Origin of the sequence: Pseudomonas sp. BIGb0381 (assembly GCF_024809815.1) — a bacterium.
GTDB lineage: Bacteria > Pseudomonadota > Gammaproteobacteria > Pseudomonadales > Pseudomonadaceae > Aquipseudomonas.
In genome coordinates this window covers 102,526-122,475 of record NZ_JANUEN010000011.1, presented here as the reverse complement: position 1 = coordinate 122,475, position 19,950 = coordinate 102,526, and the positions used below count along the sequence as shown (strand labels likewise).

At 60.5% G+C, this 19,950-nt stretch carries 15 protein-coding genes and 2 tRNA genes; 3 read left to right on the top strand and 14 right to left on the bottom strand.

The annotated features are described in order from the left end of the window. Positions 1-2 precede the first annotated feature (2 nt). Positions 3-449, bottom strand: a complete 447-nt coding sequence (azu, locus tag M2397_RS25045) for an azurin (RefSeq protein ID WP_090400850.1) — start codon at positions 447-449, stop codon at positions 3-5. Positions 450-780: 331 nt separating this feature from the next. On the opposite strand from azu, the gene M2397_RS25040 reads away from it, so the two are divergent. Beyond that, entirely contained in the window at positions 781-963 is a 183-nt protein-coding gene (locus M2397_RS25040; protein ID WP_092490350.1) for a hypothetical protein, read from the top strand. 31 nt (positions 964-994) lie between these two features. Here the strand turns inward: M2397_RS25040 and M2397_RS25035 are convergent, their stop codons facing one another. The 13 genes from M2397_RS25035 to rnr all read right to left on the bottom strand — a co-directional run bounded on the left by M2397_RS25035 (position 995) and on the right by rnr (position 19,263). Further along, positions 995-1,885 carry a transglutaminase family protein gene (locus M2397_RS25035; RefSeq protein ID WP_131696754.1) on the bottom strand — a complete coding sequence of 297 codons (891 nt, stop codon included), beginning with the start codon at positions 1,883-1,885 and terminating at the stop codon, positions 995-997. Then, entirely contained in the window at positions 1,885-4,371 is a 2,487-nt protein-coding gene (locus tag M2397_RS25030) for a circularly permuted type 2 ATP-grasp protein (protein WP_131696755.1), read from the bottom strand. The genes M2397_RS25035 and M2397_RS25030 overlap by 1 nt, the downstream gene beginning before the upstream one ends. Positions 4,372-4,530: 159 nt before the next feature. Next, complete coding sequence (locus M2397_RS25025) at positions 4,531-7,821, bottom strand: DUF2126 domain-containing protein (protein WP_145336023.1); 3,291 nt, start codon at positions 7,819-7,821, stop codon at positions 4,531-4,533. A 187-nt stretch (positions 7,822-8,008) separates the two neighbouring features. Next, on the bottom strand, positions 8,009-8,452 hold the full coding sequence (locus M2397_RS25020; RefSeq protein WP_145336021.1) for a hypothetical protein: 444 nt from the start codon (positions 8,450-8,452) through the stop codon (positions 8,009-8,011). Continuing rightward, entirely contained in the window at positions 8,452-9,369 is a 918-nt protein-coding gene (locus tag M2397_RS25015; protein ID WP_131696758.1) for an NAD synthetase, read from the bottom strand. The genes M2397_RS25020 and M2397_RS25015 overlap by 1 nt, the downstream gene beginning before the upstream one ends. A gap of 211 nt (positions 9,370-9,580) precedes the next feature. After that, positions 9,581-11,884, bottom strand: coding sequence for a YgiQ family radical SAM protein (locus M2397_RS25010; RefSeq protein WP_131696759.1), 2,304 nt, complete (start codon positions 11,882-11,884; stop codon positions 9,581-9,583). A 96-nt stretch (positions 11,885-11,980) separates the two neighbouring features. Continuing rightward, positions 11,981-13,378, bottom strand: a complete 1,398-nt coding sequence (dnaB, locus tag M2397_RS25005; protein ID WP_017526410.1) for a replicative DNA helicase — start codon at positions 13,376-13,378, stop codon at positions 11,981-11,983. A 110-nt stretch (positions 13,379-13,488) separates the two neighbouring features. After that, positions 13,489-13,935 carry a 50S ribosomal protein L9 gene (gene rplI / locus M2397_RS25000; RefSeq protein WP_003171376.1) on the bottom strand — a complete coding sequence of 149 codons (447 nt, stop codon included), beginning with the start codon at positions 13,933-13,935 and terminating at the stop codon, positions 13,489-13,491. A gap of 18 nt (positions 13,936-13,953) precedes the next feature. Next, positions 13,954-14,847, bottom strand: a complete 894-nt coding sequence (locus M2397_RS24995) for a hypothetical protein (RefSeq protein ID WP_259244680.1) — start codon at positions 14,845-14,847, stop codon at positions 13,954-13,956. Between the two features lie 36 nt (positions 14,848-14,883). Continuing rightward, positions 14,884-15,114 carry a 30S ribosomal protein S18 gene (gene rpsR / locus M2397_RS24990; RefSeq protein ID WP_003171373.1) on the bottom strand — a complete coding sequence of 77 codons (231 nt, stop codon included), beginning with the start codon at positions 15,112-15,114 and terminating at the stop codon, positions 14,884-14,886. A gap of 29 nt (positions 15,115-15,143) precedes the next feature. Further along, on the bottom strand, positions 15,144-15,566 hold the full coding sequence (rpsF, locus tag M2397_RS24985) for a 30S ribosomal protein S6 (RefSeq protein ID WP_003171371.1): 423 nt from the start codon (positions 15,564-15,566) through the stop codon (positions 15,144-15,146). A gap of 311 nt (positions 15,567-15,877) precedes the next feature. Beyond that, positions 15,878-16,633, bottom strand: a complete 756-nt coding sequence (gene rlmB, locus M2397_RS24980) for a 23S rRNA (guanosine(2251)-2'-O)-methyltransferase RlmB (protein WP_131696761.1) — start codon at positions 16,631-16,633, stop codon at positions 15,878-15,880. After that, positions 16,630-19,263 (bottom strand): ribonuclease R, encoded by a 2,634-nt coding sequence (rnr, locus tag M2397_RS24975; RefSeq protein WP_259244678.1) that lies wholly within the window; start codon positions 19,261-19,263, stop codon positions 16,630-16,632. The genes rlmB and rnr overlap by 4 nt, the downstream gene beginning before the upstream one ends. A 224-nt stretch (positions 19,264-19,487) precedes the next feature. Between rnr and M2397_RS24970 the strand changes: the two genes are divergently transcribed. Continuing rightward, positions 19,488-19,574 (top strand) — tRNA-Leu (locus M2397_RS24970). 154 nt (positions 19,575-19,728) lie between these two features. Further along, positions 19,729-19,815, top strand: a tRNA-Leu gene (locus M2397_RS24965). Positions 19,816-19,950: the final 135 nt, after the last annotated feature.

Genomic DNA, 19,950 nt, shown 5'->3' with positions numbered 1-19,950 from the left:
TCTTACTTGACGACCACAGTGCCTTTCATCATCGAGATGTGGCCCGGGAACGAGCAGAAGAATGCGTAATCCGTACCGGCGGCCAGTTTCGATACATCGAAGGTCACCGAATCCTTCTCGCCGGCGCCAATGATCTTGGTGTGGGCGATGATGCGGTCGTCACCCTCTTTCAGGTAGTTCTTGTCGATGCCAGCGGCCATGCCGTCAGTGGCAACCGGCTGCATGTTGGCGGCGCTGGTCAGCACCCAGTTATGACCCATGACGTTTTTCGGCAAGCTGCCGGAGTGAGTCAACTCGACGGTGAACGTCTTGCAGCTCTTGTCGATCGTGATTTCCTTGGTGTTGAAGGACATCTGATCGGTGGAGTCGACGGTGACCTTGCACTCTGCAGCAAGCAACTGGCCGCTAGCCAGCGTCAGCAGGGAAACAGCAACGAGTTTGGCAAACATGTGAATCTCCAAGGCAGGGTTTAAAAACGCGTATTGCGACAAGGGTGCCTCAAGCAGGCTTAAATTCTTATGATCTGAATCAACAGATTGTATACAACTTTAGGCTATCAGACTTATCGACACAATCTACCAGCTAAAGTCGCAGCACCTGCCTATGATCGGCCCATCACCCACTGGAGTCCGAGCCATGCACCTCAACCAACTGTTCAATGGCCTTCTGGCCGCGTACGCCTGCGGTAAGTGAAGGCCAAGCGCCCCTTGAAGCTGCTACCATGTCGTCCCAAGGCAGCTGCGCGCCGCCACCCTCACCTTCGACCCTAGAGGATCGCCCATGGCCAAACCTAATTACTCCTTCGCCAAACGTCAGAGAGACTTGGCCAAGGAACAGAAGAAAGAGGAAAAGCTGCAACGCAAGAAAGCCGCGGTAGATGAAGAAGCCGGCGCACTCAACCCGGATGCTGATGGTGAAGTAACGAGCGACGAGACTGAAACACCAAAAGATCCAGCTGAATAATTATTTACTGTAGGAGCGAGCTTGCTCGCTCCTACACCAGCGGCATCACCGTCACCCGTACCTCAGGGTCATGGCTCCCTCCCCCCAGAATTACCCCACGCAACGGCGACACATCGGAGAAATCCCGGCCCCAGGCCAAGGTGATGTGCTCCAGTGCCGGCTGCACATTGTTCGTCGGATCGAAATCCACCCAGCCCGATACCGGGCAATACACCGAGACCCAGGCGTGGGACGCGTCGGCGCCGATCAGCCGTGGCTGGCCGGGCGGTGGCTGGGTGAGCAGGTAGCCGCTGATGTAACGCGCCGCCAGGCCGCGCGAGCGCAGGCAGGCGAGCATCAGGTGGGCGAAGTCCTGGCACACGCCGCGGCGGCGCTCCAGCACTTCCACCAGTGGCGTGGCAACCTGGGTGGCTTCGGCATCGAAGGTGAATTCGCTGAAGATTTTTTCCATCAAGGCCTGCACACCCAATAACAAGGGCGCGCCAGGGGGAAAACAGCTTTCCGAGAACTCGACGAAGGTTTTCTTCAGGTGCACGTAGGGCGATTCGAAGCGATAACGGCAGGCTTCAATCAACTCGGGCGACAGCGGCTGGCTGCTGTAGGTCAGGCTGTCGCGGGTCTGGTCCCAGGCGGGCGAGTGCTGGAAATCCAGCACCGGCCGCGCCAGTACTTCCACAGTCAAACCGGCATTGACCAGCAATTCATCGTGGGGCCGTTCGAACGCCAGGCGGGTAATCGGGTTGCCGAACACGTCCAGCTCATCCCGGCGTGAAGACGGCTGCGGGCTGATATCCAGTTGCTGGTCGCTGCAACGCTGCCAGGCGCACGGCCTCGGCCATAAATGCGCCAGCTGCTGGGCCAGGGACACCGGGCTGTCGTAGTGGTAATGGGTATCGTGGAAAATCTGGTAGCGCGCACTCATCACACCGACACCGTTTGCTGGCTGACATCATCCACATGGGCAAAGTGGCGCAAGGCCAGACGATCCGACACTTGCCCACTCTCATCGGCGACCGCTTGCAGCAGGTCGGCCAGGCCTTCCAGCGCGGCATGCACGCTGGATTCGCCAAACAACGGGTTCTCCAGGCAACTCAGGTCGAAACGCGCCAGGCGCTCCACCAACGGCGCCAAGCCGGCCTCCCGTGGCACACCGAAATCATCGTTAAGACGGCGCAGGGTACGGCTCACCAGTTTCAGCTGGAACAGCACCGCGTGGGGGTTCTGTTCATCCAGCAACAACAAATCCAGGACCGGAATCAGCTGCGGCACCGCCAGGTAGCGCGAGCGGTAGGTGATGCTGCTGTTGCCCAGCTCCAGCAACCACTCCAGCCCCGCCTGGTCGAACACCGCCACGCCGCGCAGGAATGCCGCCAGGCTGCTGCTGAGAAATTGCAGACGCTCGATGCGCCGGCCCATCATCAGGAAACGCCAGCCTTCGTCGCGGGTCATGTCGTCGAGGGCAAACCCGGACAGCGCCGCCAGGGACATCACCAGGCGGTTGAGGAAATCCAGCAACTCACCAAAATCCGGGCTTTCGCTTTCCAGCTCCAGGGCTTCACGCTGCAGCTCCACCAGGGCCTGCCAGTTCTCACGGGACAACTTGCCGCGCACCTGGGACGCCGCCCACTGCAAGCGTTGCAGGTTGGCGCGCAGGCTCGACGGCCAATCATCACCGAGCAAGGCCGCCTGCAAACGCTCGGGCAACTCGCCCTCCTCCGGCAGCAGGCGCAGGTTTTCACCCAACTCGACCGCCGCCTGCAACGCCAGTGGGTCATCGCCGTCGACATAACGCGCCAGCACGATCCGCAGCCAGCGGGCGCTGTTGTCGCAGCGTTCGCAGTAACGGCCGAACCAGAACAGGTTTTCCACCACGCGGGACGGTAGATAAGGGTCGCGGCGCACCAGGTCATGCGCACTAATCGCGCGCTGGGCGCGCCAATGCTCGCCACCGGTGGCACGTTCGCCCAGCACCCAGGTGTCCTTGCTGGCGCCGCCGCGTTGCATCGACACCACTTCGGCATCGGCATCGGCCGCCACGCGGGTCAGGCCGCCGGGCAGTACACGGTAGCCCTCCGCGCTGGCCACGGCATACACGCGCATGCCGATGGCGCGGTGTTGCAAGTGATCATCCACGGTGTGCCACACCGGTGCCTGGGACAGTTGCGCCAGCTCCTGGGCGACGTAGGCGTACGGCCGAGCACGCATGCGTTCGGCCAGGGCCTGGCGTTGTTCGTCGCTCAAGTCGCGACCGAATACCGGCGTGAAACTTTGCGACGGGAACGCGGGTTTGATCAGCAGTTCGGGCAGCTTCTCCAGGGCCTCGGCGAGCACCGGCGCCTCACCGCACCACCAGGTGGCGATGGACGGCAGGATCAACTCTTCGCCAAACAGGAACTGGTTGATCTTGGGCAGAAAGCCGAGCAATCCGGGGGACTCCAGCACGCCGCTGCCCAGGGCATTGGCCACCAGCACATTGCCCTGGCGCGCGGCGTCGAGCAGCCCGGGTACGCCGAGAGCGGAGTCGGTGCGCAGCTCCAGCGGGTCGCAGAAGTCGTCATCAAGGCGACGCATGATCGCGTGCACCCGACGCAGGCCACTCAGGGTTTTCAGGAACACCGTGCTGTCGCGTACCGTGAGGTCGCCGCCTTCCACCAACGGGTAGCCGAGCTGGCGCGCGAGGTACAGGTGTTCGAAATAGCTCTCGTTGAAACGCCCAGGGGTGAGCAGCACGATCAGCGGTGGCTGGTCATCGCTCGGTGCCTGGCGGGCCAGGGTTTCCTGGAGCGTGCGGAAGAAACCGGTGAGGTGCTGCACCTGCAGATCACGGTACAAGTCCGGGAAGGCGCGGGACACGATGGTGCGGTTTTCCAACGCATAACCGGCGCCCGAAGGCGCCTGCGTCCGGTCGGCGGTGACCCACCAGCGGCCATCCGGGGTACGCGCCAGGTCCACCGCATACAGGTGCAGAAACGCACCGTCAGGCGGTTGGATACCCTGGCACGGCCACAGGAAATTGTTATGCCCGAACACCAGCTCGGCCGGTAGCAGGCCTTCCTTGATCAAACGTTGCGGCCCGTAGAGGTCCGCCAGTACGGCGTTGAGCAAGCGCGCACGCTGGGCGATACCGGCTGACAGCTGCTGCCATTCATCGGCCGCCAGCACATGGGGCAGCAGGTCCAGTTCCCAGGGGCGATCGGCGCCCTTGGGGTCGGCGTAGACGTTATAGGTCACGCCGTTTTCCTGGATCTGCCGGGTCAGCAGCGCCTGGCGCTGGGCCAGTTGCGCGGGCGTGCTGCGTTGCAGGTGATCAAGCAAGCGCTGCCAATGGGCGCGCACCGCGCCACTGTCGTCCAGCAGTTCGTGATAAGTACCCGCGGTCAGCGGGTATTGGTCGAGCAAGTCGGGCATGGAACGCTCGGCAGAGGCAAAGGGGCTCAGATTAACCTAACAAACACTGCAAATCCTCGTGGGAGGGAGCTTGCTCCCGATCGCGGTGGGTCAGTCAACCTATGTATCGGCTGATTCACCGTAATCGGGAGCAAGCGCCCTCCCACATTTGGATCGCATTTAGTCATTATTATTGGGGTGACGCCGTAGATCCAAGGTCATCGGGAATTCGTCATTGATCACAACACTCGGCACGGTGAGCTTCCCAGGCGTGTGGCCGAGACGGAAAAACCGTGCCATGCGCCGACTCTCAGCCTCATTGGCGTTCACCGGCAAGCTGTCGTAGTTACGCCCGCCCGGATGTGCAACATGGTACTGGCAGCCGCCCAACGAGCGCTGCATCCAGGTGTCCAGCAGGTCGAACACCAGCGGCGCATGGACCGGGATAGTCGGTTGCAGGCAATTGGCCGGTTGCCAGGCGCGGTAACGCACGCCGGCGACGAACTCACCGATGCGCCCGGTCGGTTGCAGCGGCACCGGGATGCCATTGCAGGTCAACAGGTAGCGTTGCGGCGGCAGCCCGCTCAACTTCACCTGCAAGCGCTCCAGGGACGAATCCACATAACGCACCGTGCCGCCCACCGCACCCTCTTCGCCCAGTACATGCCAAGGCTCCAGGGCCTGGCGCAGTTCCAGTTCGATCCCGCTGACGGCGTAATCGCCCACCTTGGGGAAGCGGAACTCCAGGTGCGCGGCGAACCATTCGGCGCGCAACGGGTAACCGGCGGCGTTCAACTCGACGATCACATCGGCAAAATCCTGCTCGATAAAGTGCGGCAACAGGAAGCGGTCATGCAACTCGGTGCCCCAGCGCGCCAATTTCGGTGGTGCATAGGGTTCACGCCAGAAGCGCGCGACCAGCGCCCGCAGCAGCAGTTGCTGGGTCAGGCTCATGCGCGCATGGGGCGGCATTTCGAAGGCGCGCAACTCGAGCAAGCCCAGGCGGCCAGTGGCACCGTCGGGCGAGTAGAGTTTGTCGATACAGAATTCGGCGCGGTGGGTGTTGCCCGTCACGTCGATCAACAGGTTGCGCAGCAGGCGATCCACCAACCACGGCGGGCATTCTTCACCCGGCTGCGGCATCTGGGCAAAGGCGATTTCCAGCTCATACAGCGCGTCGTTACGGGCTTCGTCCACCCGCGGAGCCTGGGAGGTCGGGCCGATAAACAGGCCGGAAAACAGGTACGACAGCGAGGGGTGGTTGTGCCAATAGCTGATCAGGCTGCGCAGTAGGTCGGGCCGGCGCAGGAACGGCGAATCCTTGGGCGTCGCGCCCCCCAGCACAAAGTGGTTACCGCCGCCGGTGCCGGTGTGGCGGCCGTCGATCATGAATTTCTCGGTGGTCAGCCGGGTTTGCCGCGCCTCCTCGTAGAGGAATTCGGTGCGCTCCACCAACTCGTCCCAGGTCGCAGACGGCTGCACGTTGACCTCGATCACACCCGGATCCGGCGTAACACGGAAGTTGCTCAGGCGCATATCGAACGGTGGTTCGTAGCCTTCCAGCAGCACCGGGCAGTGCAGCTCCTCGGCGGTGGCTTCGATGGCGGCCACCAGCTCCAGGTAATCCTCGACGCGCTCCAGCGGCGGCATAAACAGGTACAGGCGCCCTTCCCGCGCTTCGGCGCAGAGGGCGGTGCGGGTCAGCCAGTCGGCGGACTCGTCGACCTTGGGCACACGCTCGTCGCTCGGCGCAGGTTCGCCATGGCTTTGCAGTTGCGTGCTGGTCGGCAGTTCCGGCTGATCCTGGTTAGGGTCGGTGGGGTGCACGAACGGATACTCAGCCGCCGTCACCCACGGCTGCGAGGCCAACGGCAGGCGATAGCCCAGCGGCGAATCCCCCGGCACCAGGCGGCAATGGTTATCGCGCAGGTACCAACGCCCACTCTGCCAGCGATCATTGGCGGCGGTGCGTGCCAGCGGCAACACCTGGCCGATGACTTTATCCAGGCCCTGGCTGAACACTTTGCGCAAGCGCTCGCGCTCCAGGTCGTCGCTCAAGCGCGGGTCCTGGGCGGTGACGTTTTGCGGCAGCGCACCTTCGCGCCACAGGTAGTAGAAGTTGTCCTCGAAGGCCGGGAACACAAAGCGCGCCGGCAACTTCAGGCGTTCGGCGACGCTGGCCAGGAAGCGCCCGGCCATTACGCCATCGGCGCCGTAGTCCTGCTGTTCATCGGCAATAAGCGCGCTGTTGTGCCAGATGGGCACGCCGTCACGGCGCCAGTAGCAGTTAAGCGACCAGCGCGGCAGCTGTTCGCCGGGGTACCACTTGCCCTGGCCGAAGTGCACCAGGCCCTTGGGTGCGTAGTGCTTGCGCATGCGCTGGAACAGTTCGGCGGACAAGCGTCGTTTATCCGGGCCGAGGGCAGCGGTGTTCCACTCGGCGCCGTCAGGGTCGTCGATGGAAACGAAGGTCGGCTCACCGCCCATGGTCAGGCGCACATCATCCTTGAGCAAGTCGCCATCGATCTGCCGGCCCAGGGCCTGGATCGCCAGCCATTGCTCTTCGGTATAGGGCTTGGTCACCCGTGGCGCTTCCCAGATGCGCTCAACCGACATCTCGTGGGTAAATTCGCACTCGCACGGCTCCACCAGCCCACTGATCGGTGCAGCAGACGATGGATCAGGACTACAGGCCAACGGGATATGCCCTTCGCCGGCGAACAGCCCGGAAGTGGCATCCAGGCCGATCCAGCCGGCGCCGGGCAAATACACTTCGCACCAGGCGTGCAGGTCGGTGAAGTCGACATCGGTGCCGGAGGGGCCGTCGAGGGCTTTGACGTCGGCGGTCAGCTGGATCAGATAACCGGACACAAACCGCGCCGCCAACCCGAGGTTGCGCAGCAATTGCACCAGCAACCAGGCCGAATCACGGCAGGAGCCAGACGCGTTTTCCAGGGTGAATTCCGGGGTTTGCACGCCCGGTTCCATGCGGATCAGGTAGCCGATGTCGGCGGCCAGGCGCTGGTTGAGGCCCACCAGGAAATCCACGGCCGGCAGCGGCGTGCGGTCGATGCCGGCCAGGTAGGCGGCAAACTTCGGCGTCAGCGGTAGGGTTTCCAGGTACGGCGCCAGCTCGCGCTGCTCATCGGCGGCGTAGCTGAAGGGGATTTTTTCGGCGTAGGGCTCAAGGAAAAAGTCGAACGGGTTGAACACCGCCATCTCGGCGACCAGGTCGACTTCGATGCGCAACTCGTCAGTCTTTTCCGGGAACACCAGACGCGCCAGGTAATTGCCCTGGGGGTCCTGCTGCCAATTGATGAAATGCTGCTCGGGCAGCACTTTGAGTGCATAGGACAAAATCCGCGTGCGGCTGTGGGCCGCCGGGCGCAGACGTACGATCTGCGGGCCGAGTTCGACCGCGCGGTCGTAGCGGTAATGCGTAACGTGGTGCAACGCGACATGAATCGACACGGCGGCCTCCTGCGAGCCAGGGCATGGACACAAAGCGCGCAAGACTTATGCCAGAGCGGCGGTCATTGCGCTTTATCGTAAGACCCGGTGCAGTACAGCACCAAAACGGCGCCAACGGTGGTGTCGTGGTGCAGGCGCCGCACATATTTGTGGCGTTAATGTGAGGATGGGTGGCGAATCTACCCAATCAACGGGTTTTGCGCTTTGCGATTACGGCTTGGCGCAGGTGGCGTATCTCGGACAGTTTTTTGCGCATTTCGCGGTGGCGTTTGCTATTGAGCAGCAGTAACCCCAACAGCGGAAACAGCAGCCCTATTACATACGCTGCCATATGTGGCCGATAGCTATAGGTTGGCAACACGACCAGCAAACATACAACGTAGAAGGCTGCGATAGCCCAAGCCCCCCATTCTCGCCCTCTGATCATGACGAAATGGCTGAACGCCAAGAGCAAGCCCAATAAAACTGCCGCCAGAAAAGAGTAACGCGCCCGCTCTGGGTCACTGCGAAAAAATGTACTTGATGCCAATGAAATAGCGGCGGAGAGAGAGAAGCAGGCAAGGAAGAACGCGCATATAAACGCTGGAAAATATTGCGCCAAAAAAGCTCTCAATGAACCCGGACGATCCATCACTCAACCTCCTCATAGAGGCCAACTGCAATCGTTCGAATGTTGCCTGATATAGCGCTCCCGGTAAGACCAACGGCAGCCCCGAGGGAGTCTCTGATCTGCGTCACAGTAGCGTGATTGATCTCGCTAGCTGAATAGCGCTTGGCCAGCTCACCGGAGCGTTGGCGCAGTTTCAAGAGTTTATTGCTCAGTCTTGGATCTTTCAGGCTCAGCAACTCTTTGGTGAGCGCCTTGCGTTGCTGGCGGGTCAACCCCTTGGATAACTCGTACCAACTTCTGCCAGTGGTCACCTTTCGAGCCTGCAGGAGCCGAAGAGTGGTCAGAGTAGAGGCGCCGGCACCCAGCAGTGAAGCGGCGTCCAATACCGGCATTGCATAGCGATACCAGTCCTCGCTATCCATATCGTCGTTGGCTGCCGGGTCATTGAGTTCGTTGATAGTTCTCACCCCCCCGACGACACATTGCGCAGTGCTGGCCGCTGCAGCCGTTGCACCGATGCCCGCCACCACCAGACTCGCGCCACCCGTGAAAGGCACGGCGACTGTACCGCTGAACACAACAATCCAACCGAGGATTGCGCCCGCACAAGACAGGGTCGTATTGACTGCTTCGCCCACCAACCGGGACTCACGCGGGTTGTTAGCCACCTGATTGGCAAACTGCGCCGGCGAAATGTACCTCTGCGCCTCACGCAAAATGATGCGCTTGGGCTTGATGCTGCAGATCGGCTTGAATTCGCGCAGGGTAATGACATTGAAGTCAGCGTCGATATACACCACCCCCGCGCCGACGATGCCGGGGTCGGCGTCGATGGCGGCGAACAGGCTCGGCAGGTTGATCTGGCTTTCAATGCGCTGGCGGGCCATGAACTGGGAACGGTTGGAGTCCATGCCGATGTTGAGCAGGGGGTTGCTCATGGGGGTGTTCATCCTTGAAGGGGTGGTGACTGGACTGATGCTATCGGGGGCAAGCCCCCTCCCACACTTGATGTGTGAATACATTCAAAATGTGGGAGGGGGCTTGCCCCCGATAGCGATTTAATGGGCGCCACCTTAACAAACAGACTCCCCACCGCCTAGAAAGCAAAACGCCAGCACGAGGCTGGCGTCTTGCATATTCACGCTGCGATCAACGCGGCACGACCGGCTTGCGGGCTGGCTTGCCGCCCTTGCCCTTGGCTGCATCGCTACGTTCTTTAGCTGCCTGCTTGTTACGTGCCTGCGCCGCAGCCTTGGCTTGTTCGCGCTTGTCCCACGGGTTGCTGCCGTCGCTGCCACGGGGCGGCAGGCCGGTGTGCTGGGTAAGGATCCTGGTGGTGGTTTCCTTGGCGACCTTGTGGCTACCGGCCGGCGTCGAGTTCTTGCGACGGGCGCTCTGGTAGCTGTCGGTGGTCGGCTGGTGCAGCGGGATCAGTTGGTCCTTGCCCGACCCAATCAGGTCGGCACGGCCCATGCGAGTCAACGCTTCACGCAGCATCGGCCAGCCTTTCGGGTCGTGATAGCGCAGGAACGCCTTGTGCAGGCGGCGCTGCTCCTCGCTCTTGACGATGGTCACCGCGTCGCTCTTGTAGGTGACCTTGCGCAGCGGGTTCTTGCCCGAGTGGTACATCGCGGTGGCGGTGGCCATCGGCGACGGATAGAACGCCTGCACCTGGTCGGCGCGGAAGCCGTTGCCCTTGAGCCACAGGGCCAGGTTCATCATGTCTTCATCGGTGGTGCCGGGGTGGGCCGCGATGAAGTACGGGATCAGGTACTGCTCCTTGCCCGCCTCCTTGGTGTACTTCTCGAACATGCGCTTGAACTTGTCATAGCTGCCAATGCCCGGCTTCATCATCTGGTTGAGCGGACCTTCCTCGGTGTGTTCCGGGGCGATCTTCAGGTAGCCACCGACGTGGTGGGTCACCAGCTCCTTGACGTATTCCGGCGACTCGACCGCGAGGTCGTAACGCAGGCCGGAAGCGATCAGGATCTTCTTCACACCCGGCAACGCACGGGCGCTGCGGTACAGCTGGATCAACGACGAGTGATCGGTGTTCAGGTTCGGGCAGATGCCGGGGAACACGCACGACGGCTTGCGGCACGCGGATTCGATTTCCGGGCTCTTGCAGGCGATGCGGTACATGTTCGCGGTCGGACCGCCGAGGTCGGAGATCACACCGGTGAAGCCAGGCACCTTGTCGCGGATCTCTTCGATTTCGCGAATGATCGACTCTTCGGAACGGTTCTGGATGATCCGGCCTTCGTGCTCGGTGATCGAGCAGAAGGTGCAGCCGCCGAAGCAGCCACGCATGATGTTCACCGAGAAACGGATCATGTCGTAGGCCGGGATCTTCTCCTTGCCGTACGCCGGGTGCGGAACACGGGCGTAAGGCATGCCAAACACGTAGTCCATTTCTTCAGTGGTCATCGGAATGGGCGGCGGGTTGAACCACACGTCCACGTCACCGTGCTTCTGCACCAGGGCGCGGGCGTTGCCTGGGTTGGTTTCCAGGTGGAGTACGCGGTTGGCGTGGGCATACAGCACTGAGTCGCCACGGACTTTTTCCACGGACGGCAGACGAATGACTGTCTTGTCGCGGGTCATGCGCGGGCTGGCCAGGATCTGTACGACCTTGGCTTCTTCCGGGTCTTCAACCGGGCCCTTTTCCTGCTCGATGGCGCAGGCCTGGGTGTCCTGGGTATTCACGTACGGGTTGATGATCTTGTCGATCTTGCCCGGACGGTCGATACGGGTGGAGTCCACCTCGTACCAGCCTTCGGGCGTGTCACGGCGAATGAACGCGGTACCGCGCACATCGGTGATGTCTTCGATCTTGTGGCCCCACGACAGGCGCTGGGCGACTTCAACGATGGCCCGCTCGGCGTTGCCGTACAGCAGGATATCGGCGGTGGCGTCGATCAGGATCGAGTTGCGCACGCGGTCCTGCCAGTAGTCGTAGTGGGCGATACGGCGCAGGGACGCTTCGATGCCGCCGAGTACGATCGGCACGTTCTTGTAGGCTTCCTTGCAACGCTGACTGTACACCAGGCTGGCGCGGTCCGGACGCTTGCCGGCCATGCCGCCAGGGGTGTAGGCGTCGTCGGAACGGATTTTCTTGTCGGCGGTGTAGCGGTTGATCATCGAGTCCATGTTGCCGGCCGCGACGCCGAAGAACAGGTTCGGCTCGCCGAGCTTCATGAAGTCGTCTTTGGACTGCCAGTTCGGCTGCGCAATGATCCCGACGCGGAAGCCCTGGGACTCCAGCAGCCGGCCGATGATGGCCATGCCGAACGACGGGTGGTCCACGTAGGCATCACCGGTGACGATGATGATGTCGCACGAATCCCAGCCAAGCTGATCCATCTCCTCCCTGCTCATCGGCAGGAATGGCGCAGGACCGAAACATTCGGCCCAGTACTTGGGATAGTCAAATAACGGCTTGGCTGTTTGCATGACGGTGACCGGTGTTGAGATGAAAAATCGCGGGCGCGGAATATAGCACAAATTTTGACCAATTCCGACGGTAATGGTCGGAATTGAACAGAAGGGTTATTCGTCGTCGTCGAAGTTGTAGCTGCCCGGCGCCAGGTTCTCGAAACGCGTGTATTTGCCGATGAATGCCAGGCGGATAAAGCCGATCGGACCGTTACGCTGTTTGCCGATGATGATTTCAGCAATGCCTTTGTGTTCGGTCTCGGGGTGATACACCTCGTCGCGGTACACGAACATGATCACGTCAGCATCCTGCTCGATCGCTCCGGATTCCCGCAAGTCGGAGTTCACCGGACGCTTGTTAGGGCGTTGCTCCAGGGAGCGGTTGAGCTGGGACAGGGCAACTACCGGGCAGTTGAATTCCTTGGCCAGGGCCTTGAGGGACCGGGAGATCTCGGAAATCTCGTTGGTGCGGTTATCGCCGCTGGAACCTGGGATCTGCATCAACTGCAGGTAGTCGATCATGATCAGGGCGATATCGCCGTGCTCACGTACCAGGCGACGGGTACGTGCGCGCATCTCGGACGGGCTGATACCGGCGGTGTCATCGATAAACAGCTTGCGGTCGTTGAGCAGGTTGACAGCCGAAGTGAGGCGCGGCCAGTCGTCGTCTTCCAGGCGGCCGGCACGGACCTTGGTCTGGTCGATACGGCCCAGAGACGACAGCATACGCATGATCAGCGATTCGCCTGGCATCTCGAGGGAGTACACCAGTACGGTCTTGTCGCTGCGCAACACGGCGTTTTCCACCAGGTTCATCGCAAAGGTGGTCTTACCCATGGATGGACGGCCGGCGACGATGATCAGGTCGGAAGGCTGCAGGCCGCTGGTCTTCTCGTCGAGGTCGGTGTAGCCGGTGGAAATACCGGTGATGGCGTTGTCGGTGTTGAACAAGGTGTCGATGCGGTCGATGGCCTTGGTCAGCAGGTCGTTGACGCTGACCGGGCCACCGGTTTTCGGGCGCGCCTCGGCGATCTGGAAAATCTGGCGCTCGGCTTCGTCGAGGATTTCGGCGGCGGTGCGGCCTTCGGGGTTGAAGGCGCTGTCGGCGATTTCGGTGCTGATGCCGATCAGTTGGCGCAGGGTGGCGCGCTCGCGAACGATCTGGGCATAGGCCTTGATGTTGGCGACGGACGGCGTGTTTTTTGCCAATTCACCAAGGTAGCCCAGGCCACCGACCTGGGATGTCTGGCCTTCCTTGTCCAATTGCTCGGCCAGGGTCACCACGTCGATTGGCGAGTTCTGGTCGGCCAGTTTGGCGATGGCACGGAAGATCAGGCGGTGGTCATGACGATAGAAATCACCGTCCGAGACTTGATCCAGCACGCGTTCCCAGGCGTTGTTGTCCAGCATCAGGCCACCGAGCACGGCCTGTTCGGCCTCGATGGAATGCGGCGGCACCTTCAGGGCAGCGGTTTGCAGATCGTATTGCTCAGGAGCTGAAATATCGTTCATGGCCACTTGGAATTAGGGGATTGTAGAAAAACAAAAGGCACGACCTGTAAACAGGATCGTGCCCGATGTTAACTGCCTGACACGCGAGGTGCCAGTCAGTTAGGTGTTGCTTAAGCTGCTACCACGACAACGCGTACGGTGGCTTCAACTTCGGCGTGCAGGTGCACGGCTACGTCGAATTCGCCTACGTTGCGGATGGTGCCGTTCGGCAGACGAACTTCGCTCTTCTGCACTTCAACGCCGGAGGCGGTCAGTGCATCAGCGATGTCGTGGGTGCCGATCGAACCGAACAGCTTGCCTTCGTCACCGGCGGTGGCAGTGATAGTCACTTCCAGCTCAGCCAGTTGGGCAGCGCGAGTTTCGGCCGAAGCTTTTTTGTCTGCTGCTGCTTTTTCCAGCTCAGCACGACGCTCTTCAAACGCAGCCAGGTTGGCAGCGGTTGCAGCGGTGGCTTTGCCGTAAGGCAGCAGGTAGTTACGACCGTAGCCGGCCTTAACGTTCACTTTGTCGCCCAGGTTGCCCAGGTTGGCGACTTTTTCCAGAAGGATCAGTTGCATGTGAAAATCCTCTAACTTTTAACCTTCACCGTTCGCGTTATCGGCGTCTTTCGGCGCCAGACGACCGCGAAAATCAATCAGGCCGTCGACAATGGCCAGAACCACGAGTAACGGATAGATCAGCTGCATGAACAGCAACATCGTTACGTACAACCCCACCAGCCAGAACCTGGCCAGGCGCTTCTGCGCGACCAGCCCGTGAATCAGGGCCAGCCCGGCAAACACCAGCGGTACGCTGCAAAACAGCACGGTCAAGGCCATCTGCGAACCGAGGTTCGGTCCGACAACCATGAGTGCCAGCAGCAACATCGCCGGGCCCACAGGGATTCTGATACTGCGAAATTCGCGACCAAAACCACCCGGGTTGTATAACAACGCCTGCCAATAACGCCCAAGCATCAGGCTCAGCACGCTGACGATCTGCATCATTACCGCCATCAGGCCGATCAGGGCCGGTGCAACCAGTGTCGCAAGATGCGCTCGCTCATCTACCGAAAGCTGCTGGTAGAGTTCCCCGAGGGCCAGCGGCAGGATCTTGACGATCTCCTGCGCCAGCGCCTCGATTTGCGGGCGGAAAGCCGCGTCAATCAACACCGAAAACACCAACCCCAATGCCACGCTGACCAGCAGCGTGCGGACCCAGGACTCACTTGCGCGCAAAACCAACGCAAGGCTCGTCGACCCCAGCAGCACCAAAAGTACCTTGGGTTCGCCCAATTGCAGCCACCAGATCAAGGCGGCTACCAGTCCCAGGGCCAGGATGCCAAAGGCATCCTGCAAACCGCGCCGCAGCAGCACAAGGCAACCTGCGGCAGCACCCAACCAATAAAGCAACGGCAATGCCGCACATCCAGCCACTACCAGAGTGGCCTGCACACGACCGCGCATGATGAACTCAGCTAAGGCGCGCATGCATTCAATCCCTTACTACTTGTCGACTGCCCGGTCTCAGCGGCCGTGGCTGTCGGTGTAGGCCAGCAGGGCCAGGAAGCGGGCGCGCTTGATAGCGGTGGCCAGCTGACGCTGATAACGTGCTTTGGTACCGGTGATACGGCTTGGAACAATTTTGCCGGTCTCGGATACGTAGGCTTTCAGAGTGTTGAGATCTTTGTAATCGATCTCCTTCACTTCTTCAGCGGTGAAGCGGCAAAACTTACGACGACGGAAGAAACGTGCCATTTGATAGGCTCCTTAATAAGGTCCGTGGATTACTCGTCAGCGTTATCGCTGCTGTCGCTGTCATCACTATCAGCGCTATCAGCGCCTTCGTGCTCAGGACGGTCGCGACGCTCACGGCGCTCACTGCGGTTTTCTTCAGCCTTGAGCATCTCGGATTGGCCGGTAACGGCTTCTTCGCGACGGATGACCAGGTTACGGATCACTGCATCGTTGTAGCGGAAGTTGTCTTCCAGCTCGGCCAGGGCCTTGCCAGTGCACTCAACGTTCAGCATCACGTAGTGAGCCTTGTGAACATTGTTGATTGCGTAGGCCAGTTGACGACGACCCCAATCTTCCAGACGGTGGATTTTGCCGCCGTCTTCTTCGATCAGCTTGGTGTAACGCTCAACCATGCCGCCGACTTGCTCGCTTTGATCCGGGTGGACCAAAAAGATGATTTCGTAATGACGCATGAATGCTCCTTACGGGTTGTAGCCTGCCGCTCAAAAACGGTCAGACAAGGAGTGAATGACACTTATGGATCTTGCCGCAGGGAGGCACATCGGTGCCTGCCAGGAAGGCAAGGGGCGCAATTGTAGAGAAGGGGAAGAACGGGCGCAAGGTGATTGGTGATTATTTGAACAATCTCCCCAAACACCTCAAAAGCAAATGTGGGAGGGTGCTTGCTCCCGATAGCGGTGGGTCAGTCACAGCATCTGTAGCTGAAACACCGCTATCGGGGGCAAGCCACCTCCCACATGTTGGTTCTATTCCAGGCTTAGAACTACTTCTTCGCCTTGGGCTTGGCCCCACGCTGACGCTGGGCCTCAAACAGGCACACGCCGGTCGCGACCGACACGTTCAGGCTGCTGACACTACCGGCCATCGGCAGGTGCACCAGGTAATCGCAATGTTCACGGGTCAGGCGACGCATGCCCTTGCCTTCGGCCCCCATGATCAGGATGGTCGGGCCGGTGAGGTCCTGGTCATAAATGCTGACCTCAGCCTCTCCCGCCGTGCCCACGACCCACAGGCCGCGCTGCTGGAGTTTCTCCAAGGTGCGCGCCAGGTTGGTCACGGCCACCAGCGGAATCACTTCCGCCGCGCCACAGGCGACCTTACGCACAACCGGCGTCAAGGTAGCCGACTTGTCTTTAGGCACAATCACCGCCAGCGCACCCGCAGCATCGGCCGAACGCAGGCACGCGCCGAGGTTGTGCGGGTCGGTCACGCCGTCCAGCACCAGTAATAGCGGCGCACCTTCGGTACGGTCGAGCAGCTCATCGAGCATCGCTTCGCCCCAGACCTGGCTCGGACTGACGTCCGCCACCACACCCTGGTGAACGCCTTCGACCCACACGTCCATTTCACGACGCTCGGCCTGACCGATGGCGACTTTGTTTTGGTTGGCCAGCTCGACCAACGCCTGCACGCGCGGCTCGCTGCGGCCTTCGGCCAGCCACACTTGCTTGACGCGCTTAGGGTGGTGACGCAGCAGTGCTTCTACGGCGTGGACGCCGTAGATTTTTTCCAGACTCATGACTTGGCCTTAGGTTTGCGCGACCCGCCGCTTTTCGCGGGGGCCGAACCCGCTTTTGGCGGGCCTTTACGGTGTTTACTTGGCTTGCTCGACGGCTTTTCCGCCCCCTGGGAATTTCCCCCAGACGCCGCTTTACCACCGCTTTTGGCTTCGTTGAGCAACTGCTGCTTCAATTCACGGCTTTTGCGCAATTCGGCATTTTTCGCCGCCGCGTCGCTTGGGCGGTAGGCTTCGGGAGCCTTGTCCTTGGAAGACGAACGACGACCTGCCTTGGCTGGCGCAGGCTCGGCGGCAGCAGCTTTCGCAGGAACGCCCTTGCCTTTGCTTGCTGGCGCAGCAGGTTCGCTGCCTCGTTTTTTACGGCCCGCCGGCTCGGCAGGTTTGTCAGGCATACCGAAGTCGATCTTGCGCTCGTCGAGATCGACGCGCATGACCTGCACTTCGACGGTATCGCCCAGACGGAAGCTGCGACCGGTACGCTCACCCGCCAAGCGGTGGTGCACAGGATCGAAGTGGTAGTAGTCGCCCGGCAAGGCAGTGACGTGCACCAGGCCTTCGACGTAGATGTCGGTCAGCTCGACAAACAGGCCAAAGCCGGTCACGGCAGTGATCACGCCCGGGAACGACTCGCCCACGCGGTCCTTCATAAACTCGCACTTGAGCCAGTTCACCACGTCGCGGGTGGCTTCGTCGGCGCGGCGCTCGCTCATGGAGCACTGCTCGCCCAACTGTTCCAGGGCCGCTTCGTCGTACGGATAGATCCGCGCCTTTGGAATGGTCATGGCACCGGCACGCTTGACGTGCGGGGTGTTCTGCTTGGAATGGATCACGCTGCGGATTGCGCGGTGCGTGAGCAAATCCGGATAACGGCGAATCGGTGAGGTGAAGTGGGTGTACGCCTCGTAATTCAGGCCGAAGTGGCCCTGATTGTCGGCGCTGTACACCGCCTGGCTCAGGGAACGCAGCATCACGGTCTGGATCACGTGGTAATCCGGACGGTCCTTGATGCTGGCCAGGAGTGCCTGGTAGTCCTTCGGCGTCGGGCCGTCCTTGCCTTTGTGCAGGGACAGGCCCAGCTCTCCGAGGAACGCGCGCAGTTTTTCCAGGCGCTCCGGTGGCGGACCATCGTGTACACGGTAGAGCGCAGGGATTTCGTGCTTTTTCAGGAATTCAGCGGTGGCCACGTTGGCCGCCAGCATGCATTCCTCGATCAGCTTGTGCGCATCGTTACGGGTGGTCGGAGTGATCGCGGCGATCTTGCGCTCGGAACCGAAGACAATCCGGGTTTCCTGGGTTTCAAAATCGATCGCGCCACGCACATGACGGGCACCCAGCAACACCTTGTACAACGCGTAGAGCTGCTTGAGGTGCGGCACGACATGCCCGTACTCACCACGCAACGCCTTGGCTTCGCCGGTTTTCGGCTGCTCCAGGATGGTACTGACCTTGTTGTAGGTCAGGCGCGCCTGGGAGTGGATCACCGCTTCGTAGAACTGGTAATCGGTCATTTCGCCGGTTTTCGAGATAGTCATCTCGCACACCATGGCCAAACGGTCGACTTTCGGGTTCAGGGAGCACAGGCCGTTGGACAGCTGCTCAGGCAGCATCGGGATCACGCGCTCAGGGAAATACACGGAGTTGCCGCGTACCTGGGCTTCGTTATCCAGGGCCGAACCGATTTTCACATAGCTGGAGACGTCGGCAATCGCGACGAACAACTTCCAGCCGCCGGAAAACAGGCGCAGCTTGCCGGGCTTGGCTTCGCAGTAGACCGCATCGTCGAAGTCGCGGGCATCTTCACCGTCAATGGTGACGAACGGCAGATGACGCAGGTCGATGCGCTTTTCTTTGTCCTTCTCTTCGACTTCCGGCTTGAGCTTGGCGGCTTCCTTGAGCACAGCGTCAGGCCAGACGTGAGGAATGTCGTAGGTGCGCAGCGCGACGTCGATTTCCATGCCCGGCGCCATGTAGTTGCCGACCACTTCAACAATATCGCCCTGGGGCTGGAAGCGCGCAGTTGGCCAGTGGGTGATTTTCACCTCGACGAACTGGCCGACCTTGGCAGCGCCATTGCGGCCCGGGGTAATCAGCACTTCCTGCTGGACCTTCGGGTTATCCGGCACAACAAAGCCGATACCGCCTTCTTCGAAGTAACGGCCGACGATGGACTCGTGGGCGCGGGACACCACTTCGACGATCACGCCTTCACGGCGACCGCGGCGGTCCAGACCGGAAACGCGCGCCAGGGCACGGTCGCCATCGAACACCAGGCGCATTTGCGCTGGGCTCATGAACAGGTCATCACTGCCGTCATCCGGGATCAGGAAGCCGAAACCATCACGGTGGCCGGCAATGCGGCCGAGGATCAGGTCGAGCTTATCCACGGGTGCATAGGTACCACGGCGGGTGTAGATCAGTTGAGCATCGCGCTCCATGGCACGCAGGCGGCGGCGCAGGGCTTCGAGCTGGTCTTCGGTGGTCAGACCGAACTCTTCAACCAACTGCTCGCGGCTAGCAGGCGAACCCCGATCGGCGAGGTGCGCCAGGATCAGTTCGCGGCTAGGAATAGGGTTTTCATATTTTTCCGCTTCACGAGCGGCCTCGGGATCGAGGGACTGCCAATCGGCCATTAGAGATTTTTCACCTTGTCTATATGCGGGTTAGTTTGGCATACGCGTATTGAAACGGGAAATTTCAGGCATCAACAAGCGTTTAAAAGCCTTTTACAGCCCTCGCCGCGCACCTTGCACGACCATTGGCGAAATTTTCCAGGTTTTTTTCATAGCAGGGGTTTACAGCTAAAAAACGGCTCCGTATAGTGCGCGCCATCGACGACGGCAACGTTGTTGATGCTGCCCAGGTGGTGAAATTGGTAGACACGCCAGCTTCAGGTGCTGGTGATCGCAAGGTCGTGGAAGTTCGAGTCTTCTCCTGGGCACCAAATTCAGATCAAACCCGCGAAAGCGGGTTTTTTCGTTTCAGGCTTCTGATTTTTAACGAGAAAATTGATTTATATTTTTCGAATCAGGGGTTTACAGATTAAAAAGCCCGCCGTATAGTTCGCCCCATCAACAGCGGCAACGTTGCTTGATAATGCCCAGGTGGTGAAATTGGTAGACACGCCAGCTTCAGGTGCTGGTGATCGCAAGGTCGTGGAAGTTCGAGTCTTCTCCTGGGCACCAAATTCAGATCAAACCCGCGAAAGCGGGTTTTTTCGTTTCAGGGGTTTGAAAACTCCGCCTGCAATTTCCTTCCCGCGCCGCACTTGAGAAGTTTTATCGTTTATCCTTGCAATGATTTGTTGCACTCAAGCGAGG